Below are 20,468 nucleotides of genomic sequence, written 5' to 3' on the forward strand. Positions count from 1 at the left end.
GGGGTCAGTCTCCTTGCTCTGCTCGTTCTTGCGCGCGTCTCGCGGCCTCCGCGGCCGGAGTACCCGGCCGCTTGCGCTCGACCCACCCCTCGACGTTGCGCTGGCGGGCCCGGGCGACCGCCATCGCGCCGGGGGGAACGTCACCGGTGATCACCGAACCGGCGGCGGTGTAGGCGCCGTCGCCGATGCGCACCGGCGCGACGAGCATGTTGTCGCTGCCCACTTTCACGTGGTCGCCGACGACGCTCTTGCGCTTCTCGACGCCGTCGTAGTTGACGAAGACGCAGGCCGCGCCGATGTTGGAGCCCGCGCCGATCTCGGCGTCGCCGACGTACGTCAGGTGCGGCACCTTCGTGCCCTCACCCACCACGGCGTTCTTCATCTCGACGTACGTGCCCGCCTTGGCGCCGCGGGCGAGCTTCGTGCCGGGCCGCAGGTACGCGAACGGTCCGACGCTGACCTCCGGACCGATCTCGGCGCGTTCGCAGACGGCGTTCGCGACGACGGCGTCCTCGCCGACCGTGGTGTCGGTGAGGGTGCAGCCGGGGCCCACTCGCGCCCCCGCCGCGACGTGCGTGGCGCCGCGCAGCTGGGTGCCCGGCTCGATCACCGCGTCCGGCTCGATCGTCACCTGGACGTCGACCCAGGTGGACAGCGGGTCGACGACCGTGACGCCCTGGCGCATGTGCGCCTCCAGGACGCGGTCGTTGAGCAGCCTCCGGGCCTCGGCGAGCTGCACCCGGTCGTTGACCCCGAGGGGGCCGAGCCAGTGACGGTCCAGCGCGCCGCCGACACGGTGACCCGAGTCGCGGAGGATGGTGACGACGTCGGTGAGGTACTCCTCGCCCTTCGCGTTGTCGGTGGTCACCTGCTTGAGCGCGGCGCCGAGCAGGGCGCCGTCGAAGGCGTACATGCCGACGTTGATCTCGGTGATGGCCCGCTGGCCGGCGTCGGCGTCCTTCTCCTCGACGATCGCGCTCACCGAGCCGTCATCGGCACGGATCATGCGCCCGTAGCCGGTCGGATCGGGCATGTCGGCGGTCAGGATCGTCGCGGCGTTGCCTTCACCCTCGTGCACCGCCAGCAGCTCGTGGAGTACGGACCCGCGCAGGAGGGGGGCGTCGCCGTTGAGCACGAGCACCGTGCCGTCGATCGAGCCGACGGCCTCCAGCGCCATGCGCACGGCGTGGCCGGTGCCGTTCTGCTGCTCCTGGACCACCGGCCGGGCGTCGGGCCAGTCCGCCTCCAGGTGCGCGATCACCTTCTCCCGGTCATGGCCGACGACGACCAGCAGCAGTTCCGGCCGAAGCTCGACCGATGCCGCCAGGACGTGGCCCACCATGGTGCGACCGCCTAGCTCATGCAGGACCTTCGGCACCTTGCGGGACTTCATTCTCGTGCCCTCGCCTGCGGCCATGACGATGACAGCAGCCGGACGGATCGCGCTCACGTATGGAGGCCCTTCGGCATCGCGGACGGGTACGCGTCGAGGCAGAGAGCCGGTCCCCGTCAGAGTCGTTCCGCGGGGTCAGGCGACCCACGGACGGCAGCGAGGTAGCTCCGCCGTCACCTGCCCGACATCCGAAGAATACCGCCGGGACGATGGCCGACACGCAGGTTGGGGGTCCGGGCGCCACCCTCCCGGTCACGAAGAACCGGGCGGCGGCGCCTGACCCGTGACCGGCGCGGAAGTCGTCTCCGGCTCTGGAATCCCCGGCGCCACACCGGCCGCGGAGGCATCGAGCGCACCGTGGGCGGTCAGCCACTCACGCGCGCAGGCGAAGACGAAGGCGCTCGTCGGATATGTCCCCTCGGACTCGATGACCCGGGTCATCTCCTCGGAGGCGACATCGACCAGCCGCACGCCCGTCGCCTCCCAGTTGCGGTTCATCTTCCGCAGCTCGTGCTCGGCGAAGCTCTGATCGGTGACCACGGCGATCGCGGCGAAGTGCAGCTCCGCGGTCAGGGCGTCGAAGCCGAAGCCCAGCACCTCGAACAGGAACCGGCCCTCGCCCTTCAACTGGATGATCTTCTGGATGGAGTCCAGCTCGTAGAACCAGTCGGGGTGCAGGCGTTCGGGATTCTCCTGGTGCCGATCCGAGTAGAGCTCCTCAGAGATCTCCCGCAGGAAGTCACGGAACGGATCGAAGTAGCCGGCCTCACGGTCGAGGATCGGTTCGATGACGTACGCCGGTATCACCGCTTGCAGACCGCCGGCGACCCCCGCCTCGTGGGCACGCTGCTGTACGAGGATCTTCCATCCGGTGGGCGTCGCGAAGACCATGGCGACGCCGAACCCGAGCAGTTGCGCCCGCGCCAGGCCGCTCTGCGTACGCGCGAGCGTGCTCACCAGCCGGTCCCGGTGCTTGGGCTGATGACGCGGCGACCGCGCGCACTTCAGCGCCTCGTGGTACAGCAACCCGGACAACGTCAGATACTGGAAGTAACCCCCCAGCCGGACCCTCAGGCGAACGAAGTTCTCGCCTTCCCCGATGCCGGTGTCCAGAAAATAGACGTCGCCGTTCCAGATTTTCTGCCCGAGCCGACGCCGGCGCGCGATCTCTTTTCGGTCCAGCGGAGCGTCGGACCGGTCGTGGTTGAGCATGAAGTTCAGCGTCCGGCCGTTGAGTTCCGGAAAACGCCATGACGGTCTGCTCAGGTAAGCGATCCGTCGTCCGCTGGGCAGCTGGAACAGGAATTCTTCGTCGCCGTGATCGCGATAGTATTGGATCGTCCAGTCGAGTGCCACGGAGCGCTTGTCCTCGAACAGGCGCCGGCGACGCGCCACCGTGCCCCGCGCCCACAGCGTACGGACGAACTGCAGCAGGTCACGGCCGTACCATCCGGCGACCAGCGAGATGATCGCCGAAATCGCGTTGACCATGAATCGACCCCATTCTCGCTGATCACGGGACCGGGATGAATAAGCGCCCCCCGGCCCGAGCAGACGGCGGACAATCCTAGCTCCGATCGAACCCGGCCGTAATCCTCGAATGCCACAGAAGGCGATGCCGATTTCGGATCCTTGACGCGTTCCGCAAGGTCAGCCATATTTGCCCCAAACACTCGATTCATAGGCGGATCGCGATGTCTCGCCGAACGCAGCGGGCCAGGTCACCGGTGACACCCCGGGACGAATTGGCTCTGGCTCACAAGCTGACCCAGCCCGAGGTACGCCGCCGCGCCGCCCCCCTGACACGTGGCGAGAGGACCTCCGCGCCGATCGCGGTCGACCTCGACCCGACCAGCTTCTGTGATCTCGCCTGCCCGGGATGCATCAGCGGAGACCTGCTGGGCCAGGCCCGGTTCACCACCGACCGCCTCGAACGGCTGGCGGACGAGCTGGTGGCCATGGACGTCCGCGCGGTGGTGCTCATCGGCGGCGGAGAGCCCCTGATGCACCCGGCCACCGCCGCGGTCGCCGAACGCCTGTCGCGCGCCGGCGTGGCCGTCGGGCTCGTCACGAACGGCACGCTCCTGGACCGCCATCTCGATGTCCTGCGCGGATCACTGTCCTGGCTGCGCGTCTCCCTCGACGCCGCGACCCCCGAGACGTACGGCGCCGTCCGGCCCGGCCACCGAGGCGTCAACAAGTTCGCCAAGGTCCTGGCGAACATCCGCCTGGCGACCGGCCATGACACGCTCAAGGTCGGCATCTCCTACGTCGTCTTCACGCCCCGGCCGGGATCCCCCGTGTCGAACGTCGAGGAGATTCCCGGCGCCGCGTCGCTCGCGGTGGATCTGGGCTGCGACTACGTCGAGTTCAAGGCGGAGCTCGCCGACGATCACTCGATCGCGGAGGTCGACGCCGCCACGGTGGACCTGATCGACCGGCGGCTGCGACACGCCGGGGAACGCACCGCGGGAACCCCCGTGCGCGTCCTCCGGTCGTCGAGCCTGACCGCGCTGCTGGCCGGCCGCCCCGACCAGGACAAGGGCTATTCCACGTGCCCCACGACGCAGCTGCGCACGACGATCACTCCGAGCGGCGTGTTCGTCTGCGCCTACCACCGCGGAAAGCCCGGCTTCCGGCTCGGCGACGTGCAGTCCGCGCCCCTGCGCGACGTGTGGGACGCCGCGGACTTCACGGCCGTGGACCCGCGACGCGCCTGCCGCTTCCACTGTGCCCGCCATGACGCGAACCGCCTGGTCCTCGACGGGATCCCCCTGGCCGCCGAGAGCCCCGGCGGACCGGCCGACTGGTTCATCTAACGCGATTCCGGACGGTGTCACACTGGAGGTTCCGCTGCTCAGCGACGACCCATCACGCTCACCCGTGCGCGTCTGCCTGTGCGGAGAGGATCTGGACTGGCTGGGGTACCGGTGTATCGCGGCCGCCATCGATCAACGCGTCTCCGTGACGCTCACGGAGACCGCGGGCGCGGAGTTCTTCGACGAGCGCATCCTCGACCATGTGTGGTCGCTCGTCGGCGGTGATCCGGACGCCCCGCGCCCCCGCGTACGGGTGGCTCAGGACGCTCCGCTGGCGGCCGGGCTCGGCTCGTCGTCGGCGGTCGCGCTGTGCGCCGCCCGTCTGTACCACGCCCGTCTCCACGGCCCGGCCCTCTCTGACGAACGCGCCGTCGAGGTGGCCTACGAGGCCGAGCGGCGGGTCACGCGGGGCGGCGGCATGGACCAGGTCGCGATCGCGCGCCGAGGCATCGTCCGGCTCCAGGGGACGCGCGAGCGCCGGCCGCCCGCCGTCGTCGAGCACATCACCGACGCCGCGCAGGTCGCCGGCCTCGGGATGGCCGTCTTCGACTCCCGGTCACGCAAGGACAGCGGTAAGCACCTCGCGCGCGTACGGGAGCGCGACCTCGCGCGCGATCCCCGGCAGGCGCGTTACTGCGAGATCGTCGATCAGCTGACCGAGGGCGCCTGGACCGCCATCCGGTCACGCGACTGGCCGGGACTCGGGACGATCATGAACCAGGCTCACGCGGCAATGCGCGACCTGCAGGACATGTCGACTCCGGCGATCGAGGCGATCCGTGACATCGCCCTCTCGGCAGGCTTCGACGGCGTCAAGATCACCGGGTCCGGAAGCGGTGGCTGCCTGGTGGGCGTCGTGTCGCGTGTCTCGTTGGGTGAGGCGGTGCGCCGCGTCGGCGAACTCGCGTCGACACGGCGGATCAGGCTCGACTGCCTCCCCGTACGGGTCGACATGGGGACCTGACAGACATCACCATCAGCTCCGGCGCCTGGACTCGAACCAGGAACAAAGGGACCAAAACCCTCCGTGTTGCCGATTACACCACGCCGGACCGTCCGGGGCACTCCGGCGTCCGAGGCCCCACGGTCGATCGTCCACGATACCGGCCATCGGCCCCACCCAGGACGGATTAAGGCGGCGCCACGTCCGATAAGGACGATCTTGCCACTCGGTAACCGCTGTGTGACCAACGCGACAGGTTTGACCTAATTCCACGGGGCATCTTGCTTAACCTACGGCCCCGTAGGTTACGGTTGCGTAGCCGTAAGTTCTCAGCTGGCAGGAGGAACCCGCATGACCATAGCCCCGGTAGGAACACCGTCCGCCACCGTTAGGCCGCAGGCCAGACCCGAAATCGAACCCGACCCCAAGGGCACGTTTGAGAAGGTCCTCATGGGCGTCTTCATCGCGGTCCCGCTTCTCGCCGTGGTGGCGGCCGTGCCGTTCGCGTGGGGCTGGGGGCTCGGCTGGACCGATCTGGCGATCATGTTCGTGATGTACGGCGTCTCCGGCCTCGGAGTCACCGTCGGCTACCACCGGCACTTCACGCACGGTTCGTTCAAGGCGAAGCGCCCGCTGCGCATCGCCATGGCCATCGCCGGTGGCCTGTCCATCGAGATGAGCGTGATCGACTGGGTGGCCGTGCACCGGCGCCACCACAAGTACTCCGACCAGGAGAACGACCCGCACTCGCCGTGGCGCTTCGGCAACGACTGGCGCGCCCTCACCAAGGGCCTGATCTGGGCCCACATGGGCTGGCTGTTCGACAGCCGCCGTACGTCGCCGACCAAGTTCTGCCCCGACCTGGTGGCCGACAAGGACATGCGGCGGATCAGCCGTTTCTTCCCCGGCCTGGTGGCCATCTCGCTGCTGCTGCCCGCCGCGCTCGGCGGCCTGCTGACCATGTCCTGGTGGGGCGCCCTGACCGGCTTCTTCTGGGGCGCGCTCGTACGGGTCAGCCTTCTCCACCACGTCACGTGGTCCATCAACTCCATCTGCCACGCCATGGGCGAAGAGGAGTTCGAGGCGCGCGACAAGTCCCGCAACGTCTGGTGGCTGGCCATCCCGTCGTTCGGCGAGTCGTGGCACAACCTGCACCACGCCGACCCGACCTGTGCCCGGCACGGGGTGCTTCCCGGCCAGCTCGACAGCAGCGCCCGTACGATCTGGCTCTTCGAGAAGCTCGGCTGGGTCTGGGACGTGCGGTGGCCGAACCCGGAACGGCTCGCCAACAAGCGGATATCGTAAGTAGCCGACCAACCAACCCGACTCCGCGGCGGGCGGCCGGTTACGGCCGCCCGGCGCACGCGTAAGGTGCTCCGGCATCCCGGTGAGCAGGGCACTCCTTGTAAATCCCCCAGACTGTACGGCACCGCCGGCGGTTCTCCCGCCCCCGAGCCGCCAGGCCAGGAGAAAGCGTGACCGTCACAATTGATGATGTGAGCGAACCCCCCAAGGCCCGTCGCAAACGCATGACGGGCAAAGAGCGACGGGAGCAACTGCTCGACATAGGCCGGACCCTCTTCGCCGAACACGGCTTCGACGGCACCTCCATCGAGGAGATCGCCACCGTGGCCGGAGTCTCCAAACCCATCGTGTACGAGCACTTCGGCGGCAAGGAGGGCCTCTACGCCGTCGTGGTCGACCGCGAGATGGCGCACCTCCTCGACACGGTCACCAAGGCGCTCGTCGGCGGACACCCGCGGCAGAAGATCGAGCGGGCCGCGCTGGCCCTGCTGGAGTACATCGAGGACAGCAGCCAGGGCTTCCGCATCCTCGTCCGCGACTCGCACGCGGCGTCGGCGACGGGCACGTTCGCCAGCCTGCTGAGCGACATCGCGAACCAGGTCGAGCACATTCTCGGCGACGAGTTCAAGGACAAGGGGTACGACCCGAAGGCCGCGCCCCTCTATGCCCAGGCCCTCATCGGCATGGTCGCCATGACCGGGACGTACTGGCTGGACGTGCGCAAGCCCAAGCGCGACGAGGTCGCCGCCCACCTGGTCAACCTCGCGTGGAACGGCCTGTCCGGGCTGGAGCCCAAGCCGTACCTGACCACCGATCACAAGGCCCGCCAGAAGGACCTCAAGGCCAAGGCCAAGGAGGCGGCGAAAGAAGCGGCGAAGGAGGCCAAGGAGTCGGCCCGCGCCGCCCGCCGGGCGAGCCCCGAGCCGGGCACCGCCTGACTCAGCGTAGCCGTACTGTCACACCCTCCCCCTATCGTGCGACGCATGAATTCCAGGGAGAGGACGGCACATGTGGCACGGCGACCCCGGTCCCGGTCGGCGACCCCTCGGCCGGGCGGAGATGGACCGTTTCGTCGATGGGCAGCGGGCCCGCCAGGCACACGACGACGCGGCGGACTCCCGCGCGAAACGGTTCACCGAGAGCCTCGAGGACGCGGTCCTCGCCCTCGACGCCGGTGCCTTCGAGCGCGCCGGCCGCAAGACCGACCACGTCGAGGAGTTACGTCGCGTGCTCGGCCTTCTCCTCGACGTGCTGGCCGACTGGGAGATGCTCGCCGCGCGGGCCGGTGATCGGCTCAAGTAGCTCCAGCCGGTTGCCGACCGGGTCGTCGACGTAGAAGCGCCGGTACCCGGGCAGCAGGTCGTCGGGCCGCACCTCGCGGCCTGCCGCCCGGAGCCGCCCGGCCATGACGTCGAGGTCCCGTACGAGGATGCCGGGGTGGGCCTTGCGGGCCGGCCGGAAGTCCTCCTCGACGCCGATGTGGATCTCGATGCCGGGCGCCCCGAACCACACGCCGCCCCGGGCGGCCAGCGCCGGCGGCTTGGGCAGTTCGGCGAGCCCGAGCACTCCGGCGTAGAACTCCCGCATGGCCGGCTCGGTTCCCGGCGGCGCGGCGAGTTGCACGTGGTGGAGGCCGAGCAGGGTCATCGGGCCGGTTCTTCGTGGGCCGGGGGCGCGGACGCGACGACGAAGATCCGGCGGAAGGGGAAGATCGTGCCGTGCGGGCCGGGTGGGTACGCCTTACGCAGCAGGGCCGACAGTTCGGCGACGAACTCCTCGCGCTCCTCCTCGCGCGACAGCACGTCGAACGCCGGTCGCAGGGCCGTGCCCTTCATCCATTCGAGCACCGGATCGTCCCCGTGCAAAATCTGAAGATAGGTCGTCTCCCACGCGTCGACCTCGCACCCGAGGTCGCTGAGCAGCCGGAAGTACTCCGCGGGCTCGCTGACGATGTTGTGCCGGTTGACTTTGGCCAGCTGGTTGCGCCAGCGCGGCGTCTCGCACAACTCCCGCAGGATGCGGTGGCTGTCCTGGTCGAAGTTCCCGGGCATGCTGAACGCCAGCCGCCCGCCGGGCGCCAGCGCCGCGACCCAGCGCGGGAGCATGTCCTGGTGTCCGGGCACCCACTGGAAGGCCGCGTTGGAGAAGATCACGTCGACCGGCCGCGACGGCGCCCACGCGGCGATGTCCCCGACCGAGAACGCCAGCGATCCCCCGGGCGCCTCGCCGCCGGGCGGCGGCTGAAGGTGGTCGAGCGGCAGGCGCCGGGCCTCGGCGATCATCTGCTCGGAGCTGTCGACGCCCTCGACGACGGCGTCCGGCCATCGGGCGGCCAGCTCGGCCGTACGCTCGCCGGGGCCACAGCCCAGGTCCACCACGTACGCCGGGTCCTCGATGTCCACCCGGGCGAGCAGCTCGTAGAAGGGCCGGGCCCGGTGAGAGGAGTAGGCCCGATACTGCTGAGGGTTCCAAATATCTCTTGACATCGAGATAAAGCATGGCGGCTAGATATCTCGATGTCAAGACAGGTAAGCTGATCGACCATGGAGGACGAGGTCGATCGCCTGGTCGCGGCCTGGCGCACGGAGCGGCCAGACCTCGACACCGAGCCCCTGCACGTCCTCAGCCGGGTGTCGCGGCTCGCCCGCCACCTCGACCGTGCGCGCCGGGCCGTGTTCGCCGCGCATGACATGGAATCGTGGGAGTTCGACGTCCTGACCGCCCTGCGCCGCGCCGGCCCACCGTACGAACTGAGCCCCGGCCGCCTCCTGCGCGCCACGCTCGTCACGTCGGGCACGATGACCAACCGGATCGACCGGCTGCAGAGCGCCGGCCTGGTCAGCCGCAACCCCGACCCCCAGGACAAACGCGGCGTCCTCGTACGCCTGACCGACGCCGGCCGCACCCGCGTCGACGCCGCCTTCGCCGACCTGATCGACCGCGAACGCGACCTGCTCGGCTCCCTCACCGCCGACGACCGCCGCACACTCGCCGACCTGCTGCGTTCACTCCTCGTCCCCTTCGACACCGACCCCACGGGTTAGCAGCCGACGGACCCCTTCCGACCGCCACCGCACGCCGGCCGATCGCGCCCCCATGACCCCCGACGAGACGGATCCCCTTCGACCACCGCACGCCCCCGACCTGCCGCGTTCACGCCGCGCCCCTTCGACACCGTCCCTGGACGTCAGAAGGGTCGCCTTTCGAGCGGCCGGGAGCGGTGACATCGGCTTGGTGCTGCGGTGTCCTACGCTGACCGCTGTGTCAGATGTGATCGATTACGGACGGTTCGCCGAGCGGTTGCGGCAGGTCATGCCCCGGTGGGAGGACCGCGACCGCATGTCGCCCGAGGAGTTCGCCGCGCATCTGGCGGACACCGGCCCGCGCTGGGAGTTGCTCCGCGCGTTCCAGGAGGAGTGGGGGTACGAGCCGCCCGGCGGAGAGCCCCGCTGGCCGCGCTGGTCGGAGGACGAGCACCGGGCGTACGTCCGCCGTCTCAAGGAGGAGTCGACCGGCGAGGAAGAGGAAACCTTCGCCGATGTCGACCTGACCCTCCCGATTCCGGCGGCCCTGGACGAGTGGTGGGACCTGCCGTTCAACTCCTTCACCTACCGGCCCCGGCTGTACTGGACGAATCCGGTGTGGCCGCCGACCGTACGGCCGGATCCGACGGGCTACGGCGTCTCGGACGGGCTGCCGCCGGACAGTCCGTTCGTCGGGCCGGGCGCCGATCACCGGGTGTGCGTGTTCAAGGCGGAGTACGAGTACTGCAACGAGTGGGGTTATCTCGCCGCCGAGGCCGGTCAGGCCGACCCGAGAGTCATGGTCAGCACCGGGGAAGGCTGGGTGCCGCAGTCCGGGTCGGTCTCGGAGTTCTTCCTTCAGCTGGCACTGATGCGGCTGCCCTCGTACTACGGCTGGACGGTGCGCCTGTACGAGGCCGAGCCCGACGTCGAACGGCGAGTCCAGCAGAACTTCCCGGCCATGGGCCTGCTGCCCTGGCGCGAGCTGGGCAACCGGACGGTCGTCTACGGAGCGCCCGACGCGATCGTCTATCTGGATGGAGAAGGCTACGCCGACTTCGGGTTCGTCGTGCACGCCCGGAGCCGTGCGGCCCTGGAGGGGGTCGCCCGTACGCTCGGGGTGGACTGGAGCGAGGAGATCGAGTCACCTCGGGCCGATCCCCCGCCGCTGTCCCTGAAGGCCGGCACCACCGACCGCGACGGACGGTGGACCGTCGAAAGCGTCTCCGACACGCCCTACCCGCCCGCCGAGGCGGCTGCCGTACCTCCCGCCGAGATCCTCGGCACGGAACGGCCGGACGGTCTCACAGTGTGGGCCGAGGAGCCCGGCGCGGGCGTGACCGCCGGCGACCAGGCCGGCGGCGTGCACCTGTGGCCGACCTCCCGCCCCGAGGACACCGCCGAACCCGAGGTCACCGCCCAACCCGAGTCCGCCGCTGGAGCCGAGAGCACGGCCGGAACCGGCGACACCACGGGAACCGAGAAGACCGCCGAAGCCGACGGCACCACCGAGGCCGAGGACGCCGCCGGCACCGGGAACACCACCGATGGCGTCTCCGCGGACGGCGATGCTTCGGCAGGGGGTCACGAGGCGGGTCGGCTCAGCCGCGCGGCGCACGACGCGCCCGTGACCGCCATCACCACCCGGCGTTTCGAGGGCCTCGGCGTCACCGTGGTGAGCGGCGACTCCGGTGGACTCGTCAACCTCTGGCTGCCTGACGACGGCTGGGGCCCTGCTGCGCTCGGCCGCCACGGCGGAGAGGTGGTCGGGGTCAGCGCCGAACGTCTGGAGACCGGCCCGGCGATCGCCGCGGCCTGGAGCACCGGCAGCGTACGGCTGTGGGACGTCGGTTCGGGCATCGACGCGACTCTGGAGCTGGGGGCCGGCATCGCGGCGCTGAGCCTGGATCCGGAGGGGACGATGACCGTCGGCGGTCCGACCGGCAGCGCCGTCCTGCGTCTCGACATCGATCGCCTGTGGCCGCGGCGGGACCTGACCGCGGCCGTCCACCGGTTCGACTGGGACGAGCTCGAATGCGCGACGGGCCCGGCCGGCGCCGTTCCCGACCTGCTCCTCGCGGTCGTCGAAGCGGACGACGACGCGTCCGCGGAGGCCGTTCTCGCCGACCTGCGGGCGGTGCTGTACGGGCGAGGCCGAGTCTTCTCGGCGACCGTCGCCGCCGTTCCGTGCCTTCTGATGCTGGTCGGTGAGGAGGACATCCCCGTCCGGTGGCCGTTGCTGAACCTGATGGGAGAGTTCACACGGATCGCCCTGGGACCGGCCTGCGCGGACGAAGAGTCCCGGCGCTGGGCCGAGCACACCCGTACGGCCCTGGAGCAGTGCGTGCCGGCGCTGTACGTGCTGATGGACGACGACGACCCGGCCGTCCGCGCCGCGTCGGCGCTGCTGCTGTCGGAGGTACCGGACGCGCGGCCCGACGACGGCGCCGACCCGCTGTCCGAGCTGATGGCGCGGATCGAGAAGGAGACCGAGGTGGAGGCCCTGGCGAGCCTGGTGGTCGCCGCCGCACGCGTCGTCGAGGGGCGCGCGGACCCGCCATCGGCGGTGTTCTCCCGGCTGTGCGCCGAGTCGGAGCATCGCGAGGTACGGACGGCGGCCGCGGCGGCCCTCCTACGGTGTGGTCCGGCCGGTGCGGCGGCCGACCCCACGATCGCCGAGGCCATCGACCGGGAACTCGCAGCGCCGGAGTCGGCCCTCGACCGTCCGCTGCGCATCGTCGGCCTGACACGTGCGTCGTTCCTGGCGACGCGCATCGCCTCTTAGCGGCTTGCAGCCCGCCCACGGGGCGGAGATCTAGACTCGCGCGTTACAGCAAGGGCTCCTGGCCGCCGTCGTAGACGATCAGGCCGTCGTCGCGGAGGCGTGCGCCGGGGGCCGGTTCGTGGCGGGTGAGACGGCCGTCGTGCATCAGATGCTCGACCGGGACGCCGCGGGCCAGAACGAGGAAGTCGGCGATCATCCGGCGGTGACAGCGCCACCAGACGGACTCGCTGCACATCACCGCCTGCTCGCCCGTGAAGCCGAGCAACGCGTCGATCGCGGCGGAGAACTCCGGCGTACGCATGTGCGCCGCGTAACCGCGGAACATCTCCTCCCGCCAGAAGATGTCCGGCGAGTCGGGCGGAGGCCGCCGAAACCCGCCGAGGCGCTTGTCCCATCGGTAGCCGATGCCGTCCGCGGGCAGCCAGGACTCCAGCGACGCCCGGGCGACGTGCGGGTTGCGACGACTGCCCGGCGCCGTACGGACATCGACCACCAGTTCCACACCGGCACCCCGCAGCAACCCGGCGATCTCCTCCTGCGATGCCGTCCCATGACCGAACGTCCGAACAGTAGGCATCAGCCCAACGCCGCCTCACTCAGCAAACTGCCCCTGATCTTCCCGCCCAGCGGCAACCACCCGGCGCCATCCAGACATCGGCCACTCCCCACGCCACCCGCGATAACCCGATGATCCCCTCTCACGACAACCCCCAAGACCAAACGCCCGGGATGCGCATCAGCCCAACACCACCCACTCAGCAAGCATCCTCGGCTCGCTCCCGACGTTCCCATCCAGCAGCAACTACCCGACAGCTTCCAAACCACGCCGTCTCCGCGATGACCCGATAGTTTCCCGCTCTCGCACATCGCCCCAAGGCCGAATGTCCGGACCGTGCGTGTCAGCGCGGCATCACCTCGCACAGTTGGTGTCCCCTAACGTCCCCGGTCAGCGGCTCACCACCGCGGCTTCCCGCCTGGCGTATCTCCTCTTTGGCCCCTCCTAACATCCGCATGGACACCCCAAGGCAGCGCGCGAGCGGATCACCGTAGGGCAGCTTTGATGAGGACGGCAGCAGCCAAGCAGACACCCCACATCACTCGCCGAAACCACAAGCCGCAGCCCGCGAACGGATCACCACAGCGCGGCTTCGACGACCACGGCAGCAGCAAGCAGACACCCCGCATCACTCACCGAAACCACAGCCGCACCCCCCGAACGGATCACTGCAGCGCGGCTTCGATGAGCGTGGCGGCGGCGAGTAGGCGTCCCTCTTCGTTCGCCGGGGCCACGAGTTGGAGGGAGCCTGGCAGCGGGGAGCCCTTGACGGGGATCGGCAGGGACAGGGCCGGATCGCCGGACAGGTTGAAGGGGAGGGTCAGCGCGGTGAGGTCGACGTCGCGTTCGGCACCGAGGCGGGGTGGGGGCTGGGTGATCGTGGGCAGGGCGAGCAGCGGATAGCGTTCGAAGAGCTTGTCGAGGAACTCCCGCAGCGTCTCTTTCGTGGCGTAAGCCTCGTCGAGCATGCCATCGGTGATCCGCTCGCCGCGCTCGATGCGGCGGCGGATCCGCTCGCTCATCCGGTCGGGGTATGCGAGGAGGCTCCGGTGTGCGCGGAAGCCCTCGCCGAGGATCAGTCTGTTTCCGGCGTCGAGGGCGGCGGGCCAGCAGTCGACCGGCTCATCGGCGAAGACGAGCCCGGCGGCGCCCAGCGCGGCGTCGACGGCGGCGTCGAGCTCGGGGGCGACGGGCGTGCCCGCCGGACGCAGCCGTCCGATCATCGCCCCGGCGTCGAACGAGCCGGAAGCGAAGCCCGGCTCCATCAGCGTCATGCCGAGCGTCAGCGCGGCGACGTCGGGCCCGAGCGGGCCGACCGAGTCGAGCGTCGGGGCCAGCGGGAACACGCCGTCGACCGGCACCCGGCCGCGCGTGGTCTTGAGCCCGGCGACACCGCAGCAGGCGGCCGGCACACGGACGGATCCGCCCGTGTCAGTGCCGAACGCGACATCGGCCTCGCCCAACGCGACCGCGACCGCGGAACCGCTGGACGAACCGCCGGGCACGCGGTCGGCGTCGAGGGGATTCTCCGGAGTCCCGGTCCAGGGGTTGACGCCGTCGGCGGCGCGGCATAGCTCGGTGAGGTTGGTCTTGCCGACGATCCGAGCCCCCTGCCGGCGAGCGGTCGCGACGACGGGAGCATCGTGCTCCGCGGCCACGGCCTGCTCGCTGATGACCGGGCATGCCAACGTCGTCGGCGACCCGGCGACGTCGATGGCGTCCTTGACGGCGAGCCGCGGCCCGTCGCCCTGCGCGGTGAACTTCTCCAGCCAGATGGTCACGACGACATCATGGCGTGAGGGGGACGGATGAGATAGACCGTGCGCGCGCCTGTGGACAACCCGAGCGGCGGGGAGGTCCCTCTCAAAGTTTCCGTACGGGGCGAGCGGCGTTCAGGACGACGCAGGGCGGGCGAGCTGTCAGGGGCTGAGTGTTGAGCGCCGCTCGGGTCGGCAGGGCGGAGGAGGCGATCGGCCCGGGTCCGCCCAGCGACCGACGGCGGTGACGCCGAGGGTTCCCCGCCAACGCCGAGGGCTCCCCACCGAGGCGGAGAGCTCCCCACCGACGCTGAGAGCTCCCCCGCGACGCCCGAGAGCCCCCCGCCAACGGCGAGAGCTCCCCCGCGACGCCGAGGGCTCACCGCGCCTGGACGGCGACCATCGCCGCCACAGCGCAGCGTGCGTTCGACCAGGCGGCGCCTGCGGCGGCGCAGATGGTCGAGCACGCGAGAAGGCCCCGCGCACGCCGCACCGCAGAATTGCGGGGGCAATCAGACAGACCCCTATGCGGGACTGCGATCACACGTTCTCCGTGAGTCCGAGCCACAGCACCCACCACGACACGAAAACCCGAACACGCGCGGAAACGCCCGCCCGCGCGCCAGGCTCACACAACAGCGGGCGATCAGACGGGCCCCTGACGCGGGCCGGTGGTCAGGCGTTCTCCGCGAGTTCGAGCCACTGTTCTTCCAGCTCCTCGCGTTCGGTGCGGACGGTGCGCAGGTCCGTGTCGAGGGTGAGGAGTTTCTCGTGGTCGGTGGCGTGCTGTGCCATCAGGTCGTGGAGCTCGGCCTCTCGTTCGCTCAGCCGGGAGATGCGGCGTTCGAGGCGGTCGAGGTCCTTCTTCGTCTGCCAGGCGTTCTTGGAGACGGTCGGCTTGGGTGGCTCGGCCGGGCGCGCGGGCGGCGGCGGTGGCGGTGTACGGCGGCGGCGGTCGAGGTATTCGTCCACGCCGCCGGGCAGCATCTTCAGGCCGCCGTCGCCGAGGAGGGCGACGACATGGTCGCTGACCCGCTCAAGGAAGTAACGGTCGTGGCTGACGAGGACCAGCGACCCGGGCCATCCGTCGAGCAGGTCCTCCAGCTCGGTGAGCGTCTCGATGTCGAGGTCGTTGGTCGGCTCGTCGAGGAGCAGGACGTTCGGCTCGCCCATGAGCAGGCGGAGCAGTTGCAGGCGCCGGCGCTCGCCGCCCGACAGGTCGCCGACCGGTGTCCACTGGGCGTCGCCGCGGAAGCCGAAGCGTTCGAGCATCTGGCCGGCGGAGAACTCCTTCTTGCCGACCGTGAGGCGCCGTTTGATCTCCTCGACCGTCTCCAGCACGCGGCGCGAGGGATCGAGCTCACCCAGCTCCTGTGACAGGTGCGCGAGGCGTACGGTCTTGCCGGTCACCACCCGGCCCGCCCGCGGGCGTACGGACCCTTCGAGCAGCCGGAGCAGCGTGGTCTTTCCGCTGCCGTTCACCCCGACGAGCCCGATGCGGTCACCGGGGCCGAGCTGCCAGGTCAGGTGCTCGAAGAGCGTGCGGTCGCCGACCTGGACCGTCACGTCCTCCACGTCGTACACGGTCTTGCCGAGCCGCGCCGTGGCGAACCGTACGAGCTCCACGCTGTCGCGCGGCGGCGGCTCGTCGGCGATGAGGGCGTTCGCGGCCTCGACCCGGAACTTGGGCTTGGACGAGCGCGCCTGGGGACCGCGCCGGAGCCAGGCCAGCTCCTTGCGCAAAAGGTTCTGCCGCTTTTCCTCGGCGGCGGCGGCGAGCCGGGCACGCTCGGCCTTGGCCAGGACGTACGCGGAGTAGCCGCCCTCGTAGCGGTGGACCTGCCCGTCGGCCACCTCCCACGTGCGGTCGGTCACCTCGTCGAGGAACCAGCGATCGTGGGTGACCACGACGAGCGTGCGGTCCTTCAGGTGGCCGGCGAGCCAGGCGATCGCCTCGATGTCGAGGTGGTTGGTCGGCTCGTCCAGCATGAGAAGGTCGGTCTCGGGGACCAGCAGCGCCGCGAGCGCGATCCGCCGCCGCTCGCCGCCGGACATGCCCGCCACGGGAGCGTCGAGCGGCACATCGGACAGCAGACCGGCGAGGATGTCACGGGCCCGCGCGTCACCCGCCCAGTCGTGCTCCGCCCGATCGCCGAACACGACGGAACGCACCGTCGCACCGTCGGGAAACGCGTCCCGCTGGGCGAGGTAGCCGATCCGCGCGCCGCGCGCACGCGTCACGCGCCCGTCGTCCGGCTCGGTGTGGCCGGCCAGCAGGGACATCAACGTGGACTTGCCGTCACCGTTACGGCCGACGATGCCGACCCGGTCCCCCGCCGCGACCCCGAGCGAGACGCCATCGAGCAGCGGAACCGGTCCGTACGCCTTGCTCAGACCTTCGACATTGATGAGATTCACAACGCCAGTAAGGCTATCCGCCCGCACCGGGCGCCAGGCAACGCCGAGGTGGTCCTGTGGATGAACCGGGTGCCCCACGCACGTCGCGGCACTGCTGTCGCACCTGGCGCGGGCGGAGTCTCCGGCCACGGCGGCTCCGCAGGCTTTCCGCGAAGGTACGGAGCCGCCGTGGCCGGACACGCTATCCGCCGATGGTCACCGAACTCCTCTCACCGTCACTCCGTGGTGCACCGATGGTGTTCGCGGCCTGGATGAGTGCGTTCACGAAGTCGAAGTCGGTCTGTGGGACGGACGAATACCCGATTTCGATCTCCTTGTAGCCCCTCGCGCCCATGGTCCATCGGTTCGGCCACTGGTTGCCGACCACCGGACGCGTCCTACCGTGCGCCGGTGCTCTGGCGTACCTTGCTCAGTAGATAGAAAAAGATGATCGCGGCGACGACGCCGGGTATCCATACGTAGAGGCTGATCTCGTTGAGAGCGGCTGCGACGAAAAGGCCGCATGCGGTGGCGAGCCACAACAGCCCAAGGGCCAGCCGCCAAGGTGTGGAGACGGCCCCCTTGATGGAACTCCAGCGCCCGATGTCGAACAAGACAACGATCGCGAAGAAAAAAATTGGAATACCCAGCACTACGTAGGCGATGACCACGGCATCCTCCATCGGTGGACGAATCGACGCGTCGGGGTAGATCCCGCGGCCTAATCGAATATGGATCCGAGCATCGAGCCGGCTCCCTGCCCGATCAGTCCGCCGATGCCAGCGCCGGCGATCGTTCCGCCTCCGGGCTCGACGAACGTACCCACGACGGCTCCGGCGGTGCCACCGATGATCGTAGTGGCCGTCATGACCGCGTCCTTGAGCAAGGCCTTCTCGTGCGCACCCGGCCGGCTCGTCGAGTCGAGCAGGTGGTTGGCGTCCTGGAACCCCTGGCGCAGCTGCCTCAAGTTGGAGTCCAGCGCGGCGAGCTCGTTCTTCGACAGCAGGTTTCGGTGGTTCGTCTTGTAGTTCATCAACCCGTTGGACAAGGTGGAGTATTCGGCAGCCAGCTTCTTCGCCGCCACCTTCCGCGCCGCCTTGGCCGCGATCAGCGCCTGTTCCCGGGATTGGTTGAACTGCTGCAGGAACCTTTGCACGCGTGGATCAGAGGTGCCCTTGGGAAGGGTCATCTTCCCGGCGCCGTCCAAGGTGACATATCCCGCACGGACGCCCTGTTCGGCCTGGCTCTCAAGCCAAGACTCGATCTTGGCGAGGGTAACCGCGAGCCCGTCGACCGCGTCGCCCACCGCGACCGTCCGCCCGTTCATCCACCTCACATCGACGATGTCTTGCCCGAAGTCCATCTTGAAGTTGTCCGCCGCCGACCCTTTCCACGCGTTGTCACCGCTCTCCGACACCAAACGGTCGACAGTACCCTGCAGCGTGTTCGCGGGTTCCGCGGCTTGGTCGGCGAACCCGTAAAGCGTCCCGGCAAGCCTGGACAGGCCACGAATGTCGCCGCCGACCCAGTTGTACGAGAATGGAGCCAGGGAGGATGGAGCTTTCGCCACACCAGGTCCTTCCTAGTAGGTCGGCGGAGGAACCTTCGTCAGATAGTCGAACAGGTTACCTTCGGTCTTCCGATAGTTACGGTGCGTGTAGTCGAGCTTTTCGGCATGAGCGCTCACCGCCTGCGCGAGAACCGTGTGCATCTCGTAGAGCGCTTGAAGCGTCACATTGAGCATCTTGTCGATCGTGTCGTCGCCCCCGGCCGGGCAGGCGGGCTTGTGCGGCATCAGGTTGGCATACGCCTCCCCTTGCCGGGAGAACTCGGCTGATGCCTTCAGCAGGTCGTCGAAGACGACGTCGTACCCGCTCACCGGCCGTCCCGCTTCCACGCTTCGATGTCGGCCGCGGTCCAGCGATCCGCATCATCTCCTACGACAGGATTCACGGCGACCGGGACGTGTGCCGCGGAAACCTGGATCAGCAGATCCAGCACTGCGATCCTCTTCCACGGCTGGAACTCCCCCAGCTGGGCGATCAGCAGTTCAGGTGCGGTGAAGACCGGAAGCCCTGCGTTCCCATCTGAGAGTCGCCGCAGTTCGAACCTCACTGCTTGCGGGCCATTCGTGGTCTCCCCCGGCTGAGTCGGCACGTAGACGTAGGCGACCCCTTCCGTAAGCTTCCGCCGGGCCTCGAGCTCGTCGGCGAGCGTAGCGTCCGTCACCTCGCTCTCGCTGGAGTCGAATGGTGGGGACGGATTCGAGAAGGACATCTGCCAACTTGCCTTTCGTCTAGAGACCGCGGGACGCTTTCCCTGATGTGGAACCGCGGCCACGGCGGCGGGAGATCACGACGCCGATGAGCACCACCAAAACGATGGTTCCGACGCCGCCAAGGACGAGCGGCAGCCCCGTGGAACCGCTCTGCCCTTGTTTCTGCGCCGACGACACCGGCGTTGGTTGCGCGGGAGTGCCATAACGGGTGCTGCGCCACTTGTCCAGCGCGGCGTACACCGGGTTCGGGGCACTCGCCGGTACCGGATGGCGCTCCGGGTTCATCGCGCTGGTGATCTGGATGGCCCCGTAGCCGGTCTGGTCGTTCCACCCCGGTCCGCCCAGCGGTCGTGCGGTCGCGATGAGGCGCTGCACCACCGTGCGCGCGGGCATCTGCGGGTTCCTCGACCGGATGAGCGCGACGGCGCCGGATGTCAACGCGGCCGAGGCGCTCGTTCCCTCCCCGTCCGGAAAGAGTTCGCCCTTCTTCCCAATGCTGGGGATCTTGGCTCCGGGAGCCGACACGGCAACGTACGGCTGCCGTTGCGTTCCCTTCCACGGCCGCAGCTCCGGATCGATCGCCCCGACCGCCAGCACACCGGCGCACGATCCCGGTAGCTGCGGCCAGTTCGACGTGTCACCGTTGTTGCCCGCACTCGCCACCACGACCACGTCGTGGTCGGCCGCGTACGAAATCGCGTCCTGGACGCCTGAGTCGCAGTGACCTTCCATCGCCGCCGACGTGATCCCTTGCGACATGTTGATGACCTTGGCGCCATAGTCGGTGGCGAAGCGGATCGCCTTGGCGTAGGACTCGAAGGCGCCGTTTCGGTCACCGAGCCGGGAGGTGTCGTGGATCGGCAGGATCTTCGCCTCCGGCGCTATGCCAACGAAGCCCGTCCTGCCTCCGCCCTGGCCGACGATCAGTGCCGCCATCGCGGTGCCGTGACCGCCATCGTGATCGTCGAGGTCACGGCGTCCGTCGGTCCTCTCCCCAGTGGTGTCCGTGCCCTTGACGACGGCCCCGGACAGCTCTGGAAGGGCGGCGTTCACTCCCGAGTCGAGAACGGCGACCGTTACGCCGGCGCCCCTCGTCACCGGCCAGACGTCACTCTCGACACCCCAGACCGAGAACCACCACTCGTCCGAGCGCGGGTGTGGCGTCGTCGCGGCGTCGGCCGGATGGGCGAACGTCAACAGCGTCATCATCAC

Annotated in this window: 19 protein-coding genes and 1 tRNA gene; 7 read left to right on the top strand and 13 right to left on the bottom strand. The window is 69.4% G+C overall.

Translation table 11 applies throughout. The features are described 5' to 3' along the window. Positions 1-4: 4 nt before the first annotated feature. The gene (gene glmU, locus ABEA10_RS05580; RefSeq protein WP_345458330.1) at positions 5-1,450 is read right to left on the bottom strand and encodes a bifunctional UDP-N-acetylglucosamine diphosphorylase/glucosamine-1-phosphate N-acetyltransferase GlmU; all 1,446 of its coding nucleotides are present in this window, start codon (positions 1,448-1,450) and stop codon (positions 5-7) included. Positions 1,451-1,645: 195 nt separating this feature from the next. Next, positions 1,646-2,884: a hypothetical protein gene (locus ABEA10_RS05585; protein ID WP_345458332.1), complete on the bottom strand. Its 1,239-nt coding sequence runs from the start codon at positions 2,882-2,884 to the stop codon at positions 1,646-1,648. 236 nt (positions 2,885-3,120) lie between these two features. On the opposite strand from ABEA10_RS05585, the gene ABEA10_RS05590 reads away from it, so the two are divergent. Next, positions 3,121-4,212: a radical SAM/SPASM domain-containing protein gene (locus tag ABEA10_RS05590; protein ID WP_345458334.1), complete on the top strand. Its 1,092-nt coding sequence runs from the start codon at positions 3,121-3,123 to the stop codon at positions 4,210-4,212. Positions 4,213-4,357: 145 nt separating this feature from the next. Then, positions 4,358-5,176 carry a mevalonate kinase family protein gene (locus ABEA10_RS05595; protein WP_345458336.1) on the top strand — a complete coding sequence of 273 codons (819 nt, stop codon included), beginning with the start codon at positions 4,358-4,360 and terminating at the stop codon, positions 5,174-5,176. Between the two features lie 16 nt (positions 5,177-5,192). On the opposite strand, the gene ABEA10_RS05600 is transcribed toward ABEA10_RS05595, so the two are convergent. Further along, positions 5,193-5,264: transfer RNA gene (locus ABEA10_RS05600), tRNA-Gln, on the bottom strand. Positions 5,265-5,506: 242 nt separating this feature from the next. Here ABEA10_RS05600 and ABEA10_RS05605 point away from each other — a divergent pair. The 3 genes from ABEA10_RS05605 to ABEA10_RS05615 all read left to right on the top strand — a co-directional run bounded on the left by ABEA10_RS05605 (position 5,507) and on the right by ABEA10_RS05615 (position 7,762). After that, positions 5,507-6,460 carry an acyl-CoA desaturase gene (locus ABEA10_RS05605; protein WP_345458338.1) on the top strand — a complete coding sequence of 318 codons (954 nt, stop codon included), beginning with the start codon at positions 5,507-5,509 and terminating at the stop codon, positions 6,458-6,460. Positions 6,461-6,651: 191 nt separating this feature from the next. After that, on the top strand, positions 6,652-7,398 hold the full coding sequence (locus ABEA10_RS05610) for a TetR/AcrR family transcriptional regulator (protein ID WP_345458340.1): 747 nt from the start codon (positions 6,652-6,654) through the stop codon (positions 7,396-7,398). A gap of 121 nt (positions 7,399-7,519) precedes the next feature. Beyond that, positions 7,520-7,762: a hypothetical protein gene (locus tag ABEA10_RS05615; protein WP_345458342.1), complete on the top strand. Its 243-nt coding sequence runs from the start codon at positions 7,520-7,522 to the stop codon at positions 7,760-7,762. On the opposite strand, the gene ABEA10_RS05620 is transcribed toward ABEA10_RS05615, so the two are convergent. Continuing rightward, positions 7,679-8,107: a VOC family protein gene (locus ABEA10_RS05620; protein WP_345458344.1), complete on the bottom strand. Its 429-nt coding sequence runs from the start codon at positions 8,105-8,107 to the stop codon at positions 7,679-7,681. The genes ABEA10_RS05615 and ABEA10_RS05620 overlap by 84 nt on opposite strands. Beyond that, positions 8,104-8,946 (bottom strand): trans-aconitate 2-methyltransferase, encoded by an 843-nt coding sequence (locus ABEA10_RS05625; RefSeq protein ID WP_345458346.1) that lies wholly within the window; start codon positions 8,944-8,946, stop codon positions 8,104-8,106. Before ABEA10_RS05625 ends, ABEA10_RS05620 begins: the two co-directional genes overlap by 4 nt. Positions 8,947-9,003: 57 nt before the next feature. Here ABEA10_RS05625 and ABEA10_RS05630 point away from each other — a divergent pair, with 57 nt between their 5' ends. Then, positions 9,004-9,504 (top strand): MarR family winged helix-turn-helix transcriptional regulator, encoded by a 501-nt coding sequence (locus tag ABEA10_RS05630; RefSeq protein ID WP_329242431.1) that lies wholly within the window; start codon positions 9,004-9,006, stop codon positions 9,502-9,504. A 217-nt stretch (positions 9,505-9,721) separates the two neighbouring features. After that, a complete protein-coding gene (locus ABEA10_RS05635; protein ID WP_345458349.1) occupies positions 9,722-12,268 on the top strand; it encodes a hypothetical protein in 2,547 nt (848 codons plus the stop codon). Positions 12,269-12,311: 43 nt separating this feature from the next. On the opposite strand, the gene ABEA10_RS05640 is transcribed toward ABEA10_RS05635, so the two are convergent. The 8 genes from ABEA10_RS05640 to ABEA10_RS05675 form a co-directional block, all read right to left on the bottom strand. Then, on the bottom strand, positions 12,312-12,845 hold the full coding sequence (locus tag ABEA10_RS05640) for a DUF488 domain-containing protein (protein WP_345458351.1): 534 nt from the start codon (positions 12,843-12,845) through the stop codon (positions 12,312-12,314). Positions 12,846-13,489: 644 nt separating this feature from the next. Next, positions 13,490-14,605, bottom strand: a complete 1,116-nt coding sequence (locus ABEA10_RS05645) for an amidase (RefSeq protein WP_345458353.1) — start codon at positions 14,603-14,605, stop codon at positions 13,490-13,492. Positions 14,606-15,256: 651 nt separating this feature from the next. Next, positions 15,257-16,999: an ABC-F family ATP-binding cassette domain-containing protein gene (locus tag ABEA10_RS05650; protein ID WP_345458355.1), complete on the bottom strand. Its 1,743-nt coding sequence runs from the start codon at positions 16,997-16,999 to the stop codon at positions 15,257-15,259. Positions 17,000-17,376: 377 nt separating this feature from the next. Next, positions 17,377-17,649 carry a hypothetical protein gene (locus ABEA10_RS05655; RefSeq protein WP_345458357.1) on the bottom strand — a complete coding sequence of 91 codons (273 nt, stop codon included), beginning with the start codon at positions 17,647-17,649 and terminating at the stop codon, positions 17,377-17,379. A 50-nt stretch (positions 17,650-17,699) separates the two neighbouring features. After that, positions 17,700-18,548 carry a hypothetical protein gene (locus tag ABEA10_RS05660; protein ID WP_345458359.1) on the bottom strand — a complete coding sequence of 283 codons (849 nt, stop codon included), beginning with the start codon at positions 18,546-18,548 and terminating at the stop codon, positions 17,700-17,702. Positions 18,549-18,560: 12 nt separating this feature from the next. Next, the gene (locus ABEA10_RS05665; protein WP_345458361.1) at positions 18,561-18,857 is read right to left on the bottom strand and encodes a DUF6317 family protein; all 297 of its coding nucleotides are present in this window, start codon (positions 18,855-18,857) and stop codon (positions 18,561-18,563) included. After that, positions 18,854-19,255: a hypothetical protein gene (locus ABEA10_RS05670; RefSeq protein WP_345458363.1), complete on the bottom strand. Its 402-nt coding sequence runs from the start codon at positions 19,253-19,255 to the stop codon at positions 18,854-18,856. The genes ABEA10_RS05665 and ABEA10_RS05670 overlap by 4 nt, the downstream gene beginning before the upstream one ends. Before the next feature lie 19 nt (positions 19,256-19,274). Further along, positions 19,275-20,465 (bottom strand): S8 family serine peptidase, encoded by a 1,191-nt coding sequence (locus ABEA10_RS05675; protein ID WP_345458365.1) that lies wholly within the window; start codon positions 20,463-20,465, stop codon positions 19,275-19,277. Positions 20,466-20,468 lie beyond the last annotated feature (3 nt).

It is taken from the genome of Actinoallomurus oryzae (genome assembly GCF_039541955.1).
Classification (GTDB): Bacteria; Actinomycetota; Actinomycetes; order Streptosporangiales; family Streptosporangiaceae; genus Actinoallomurus; species Actinoallomurus oryzae.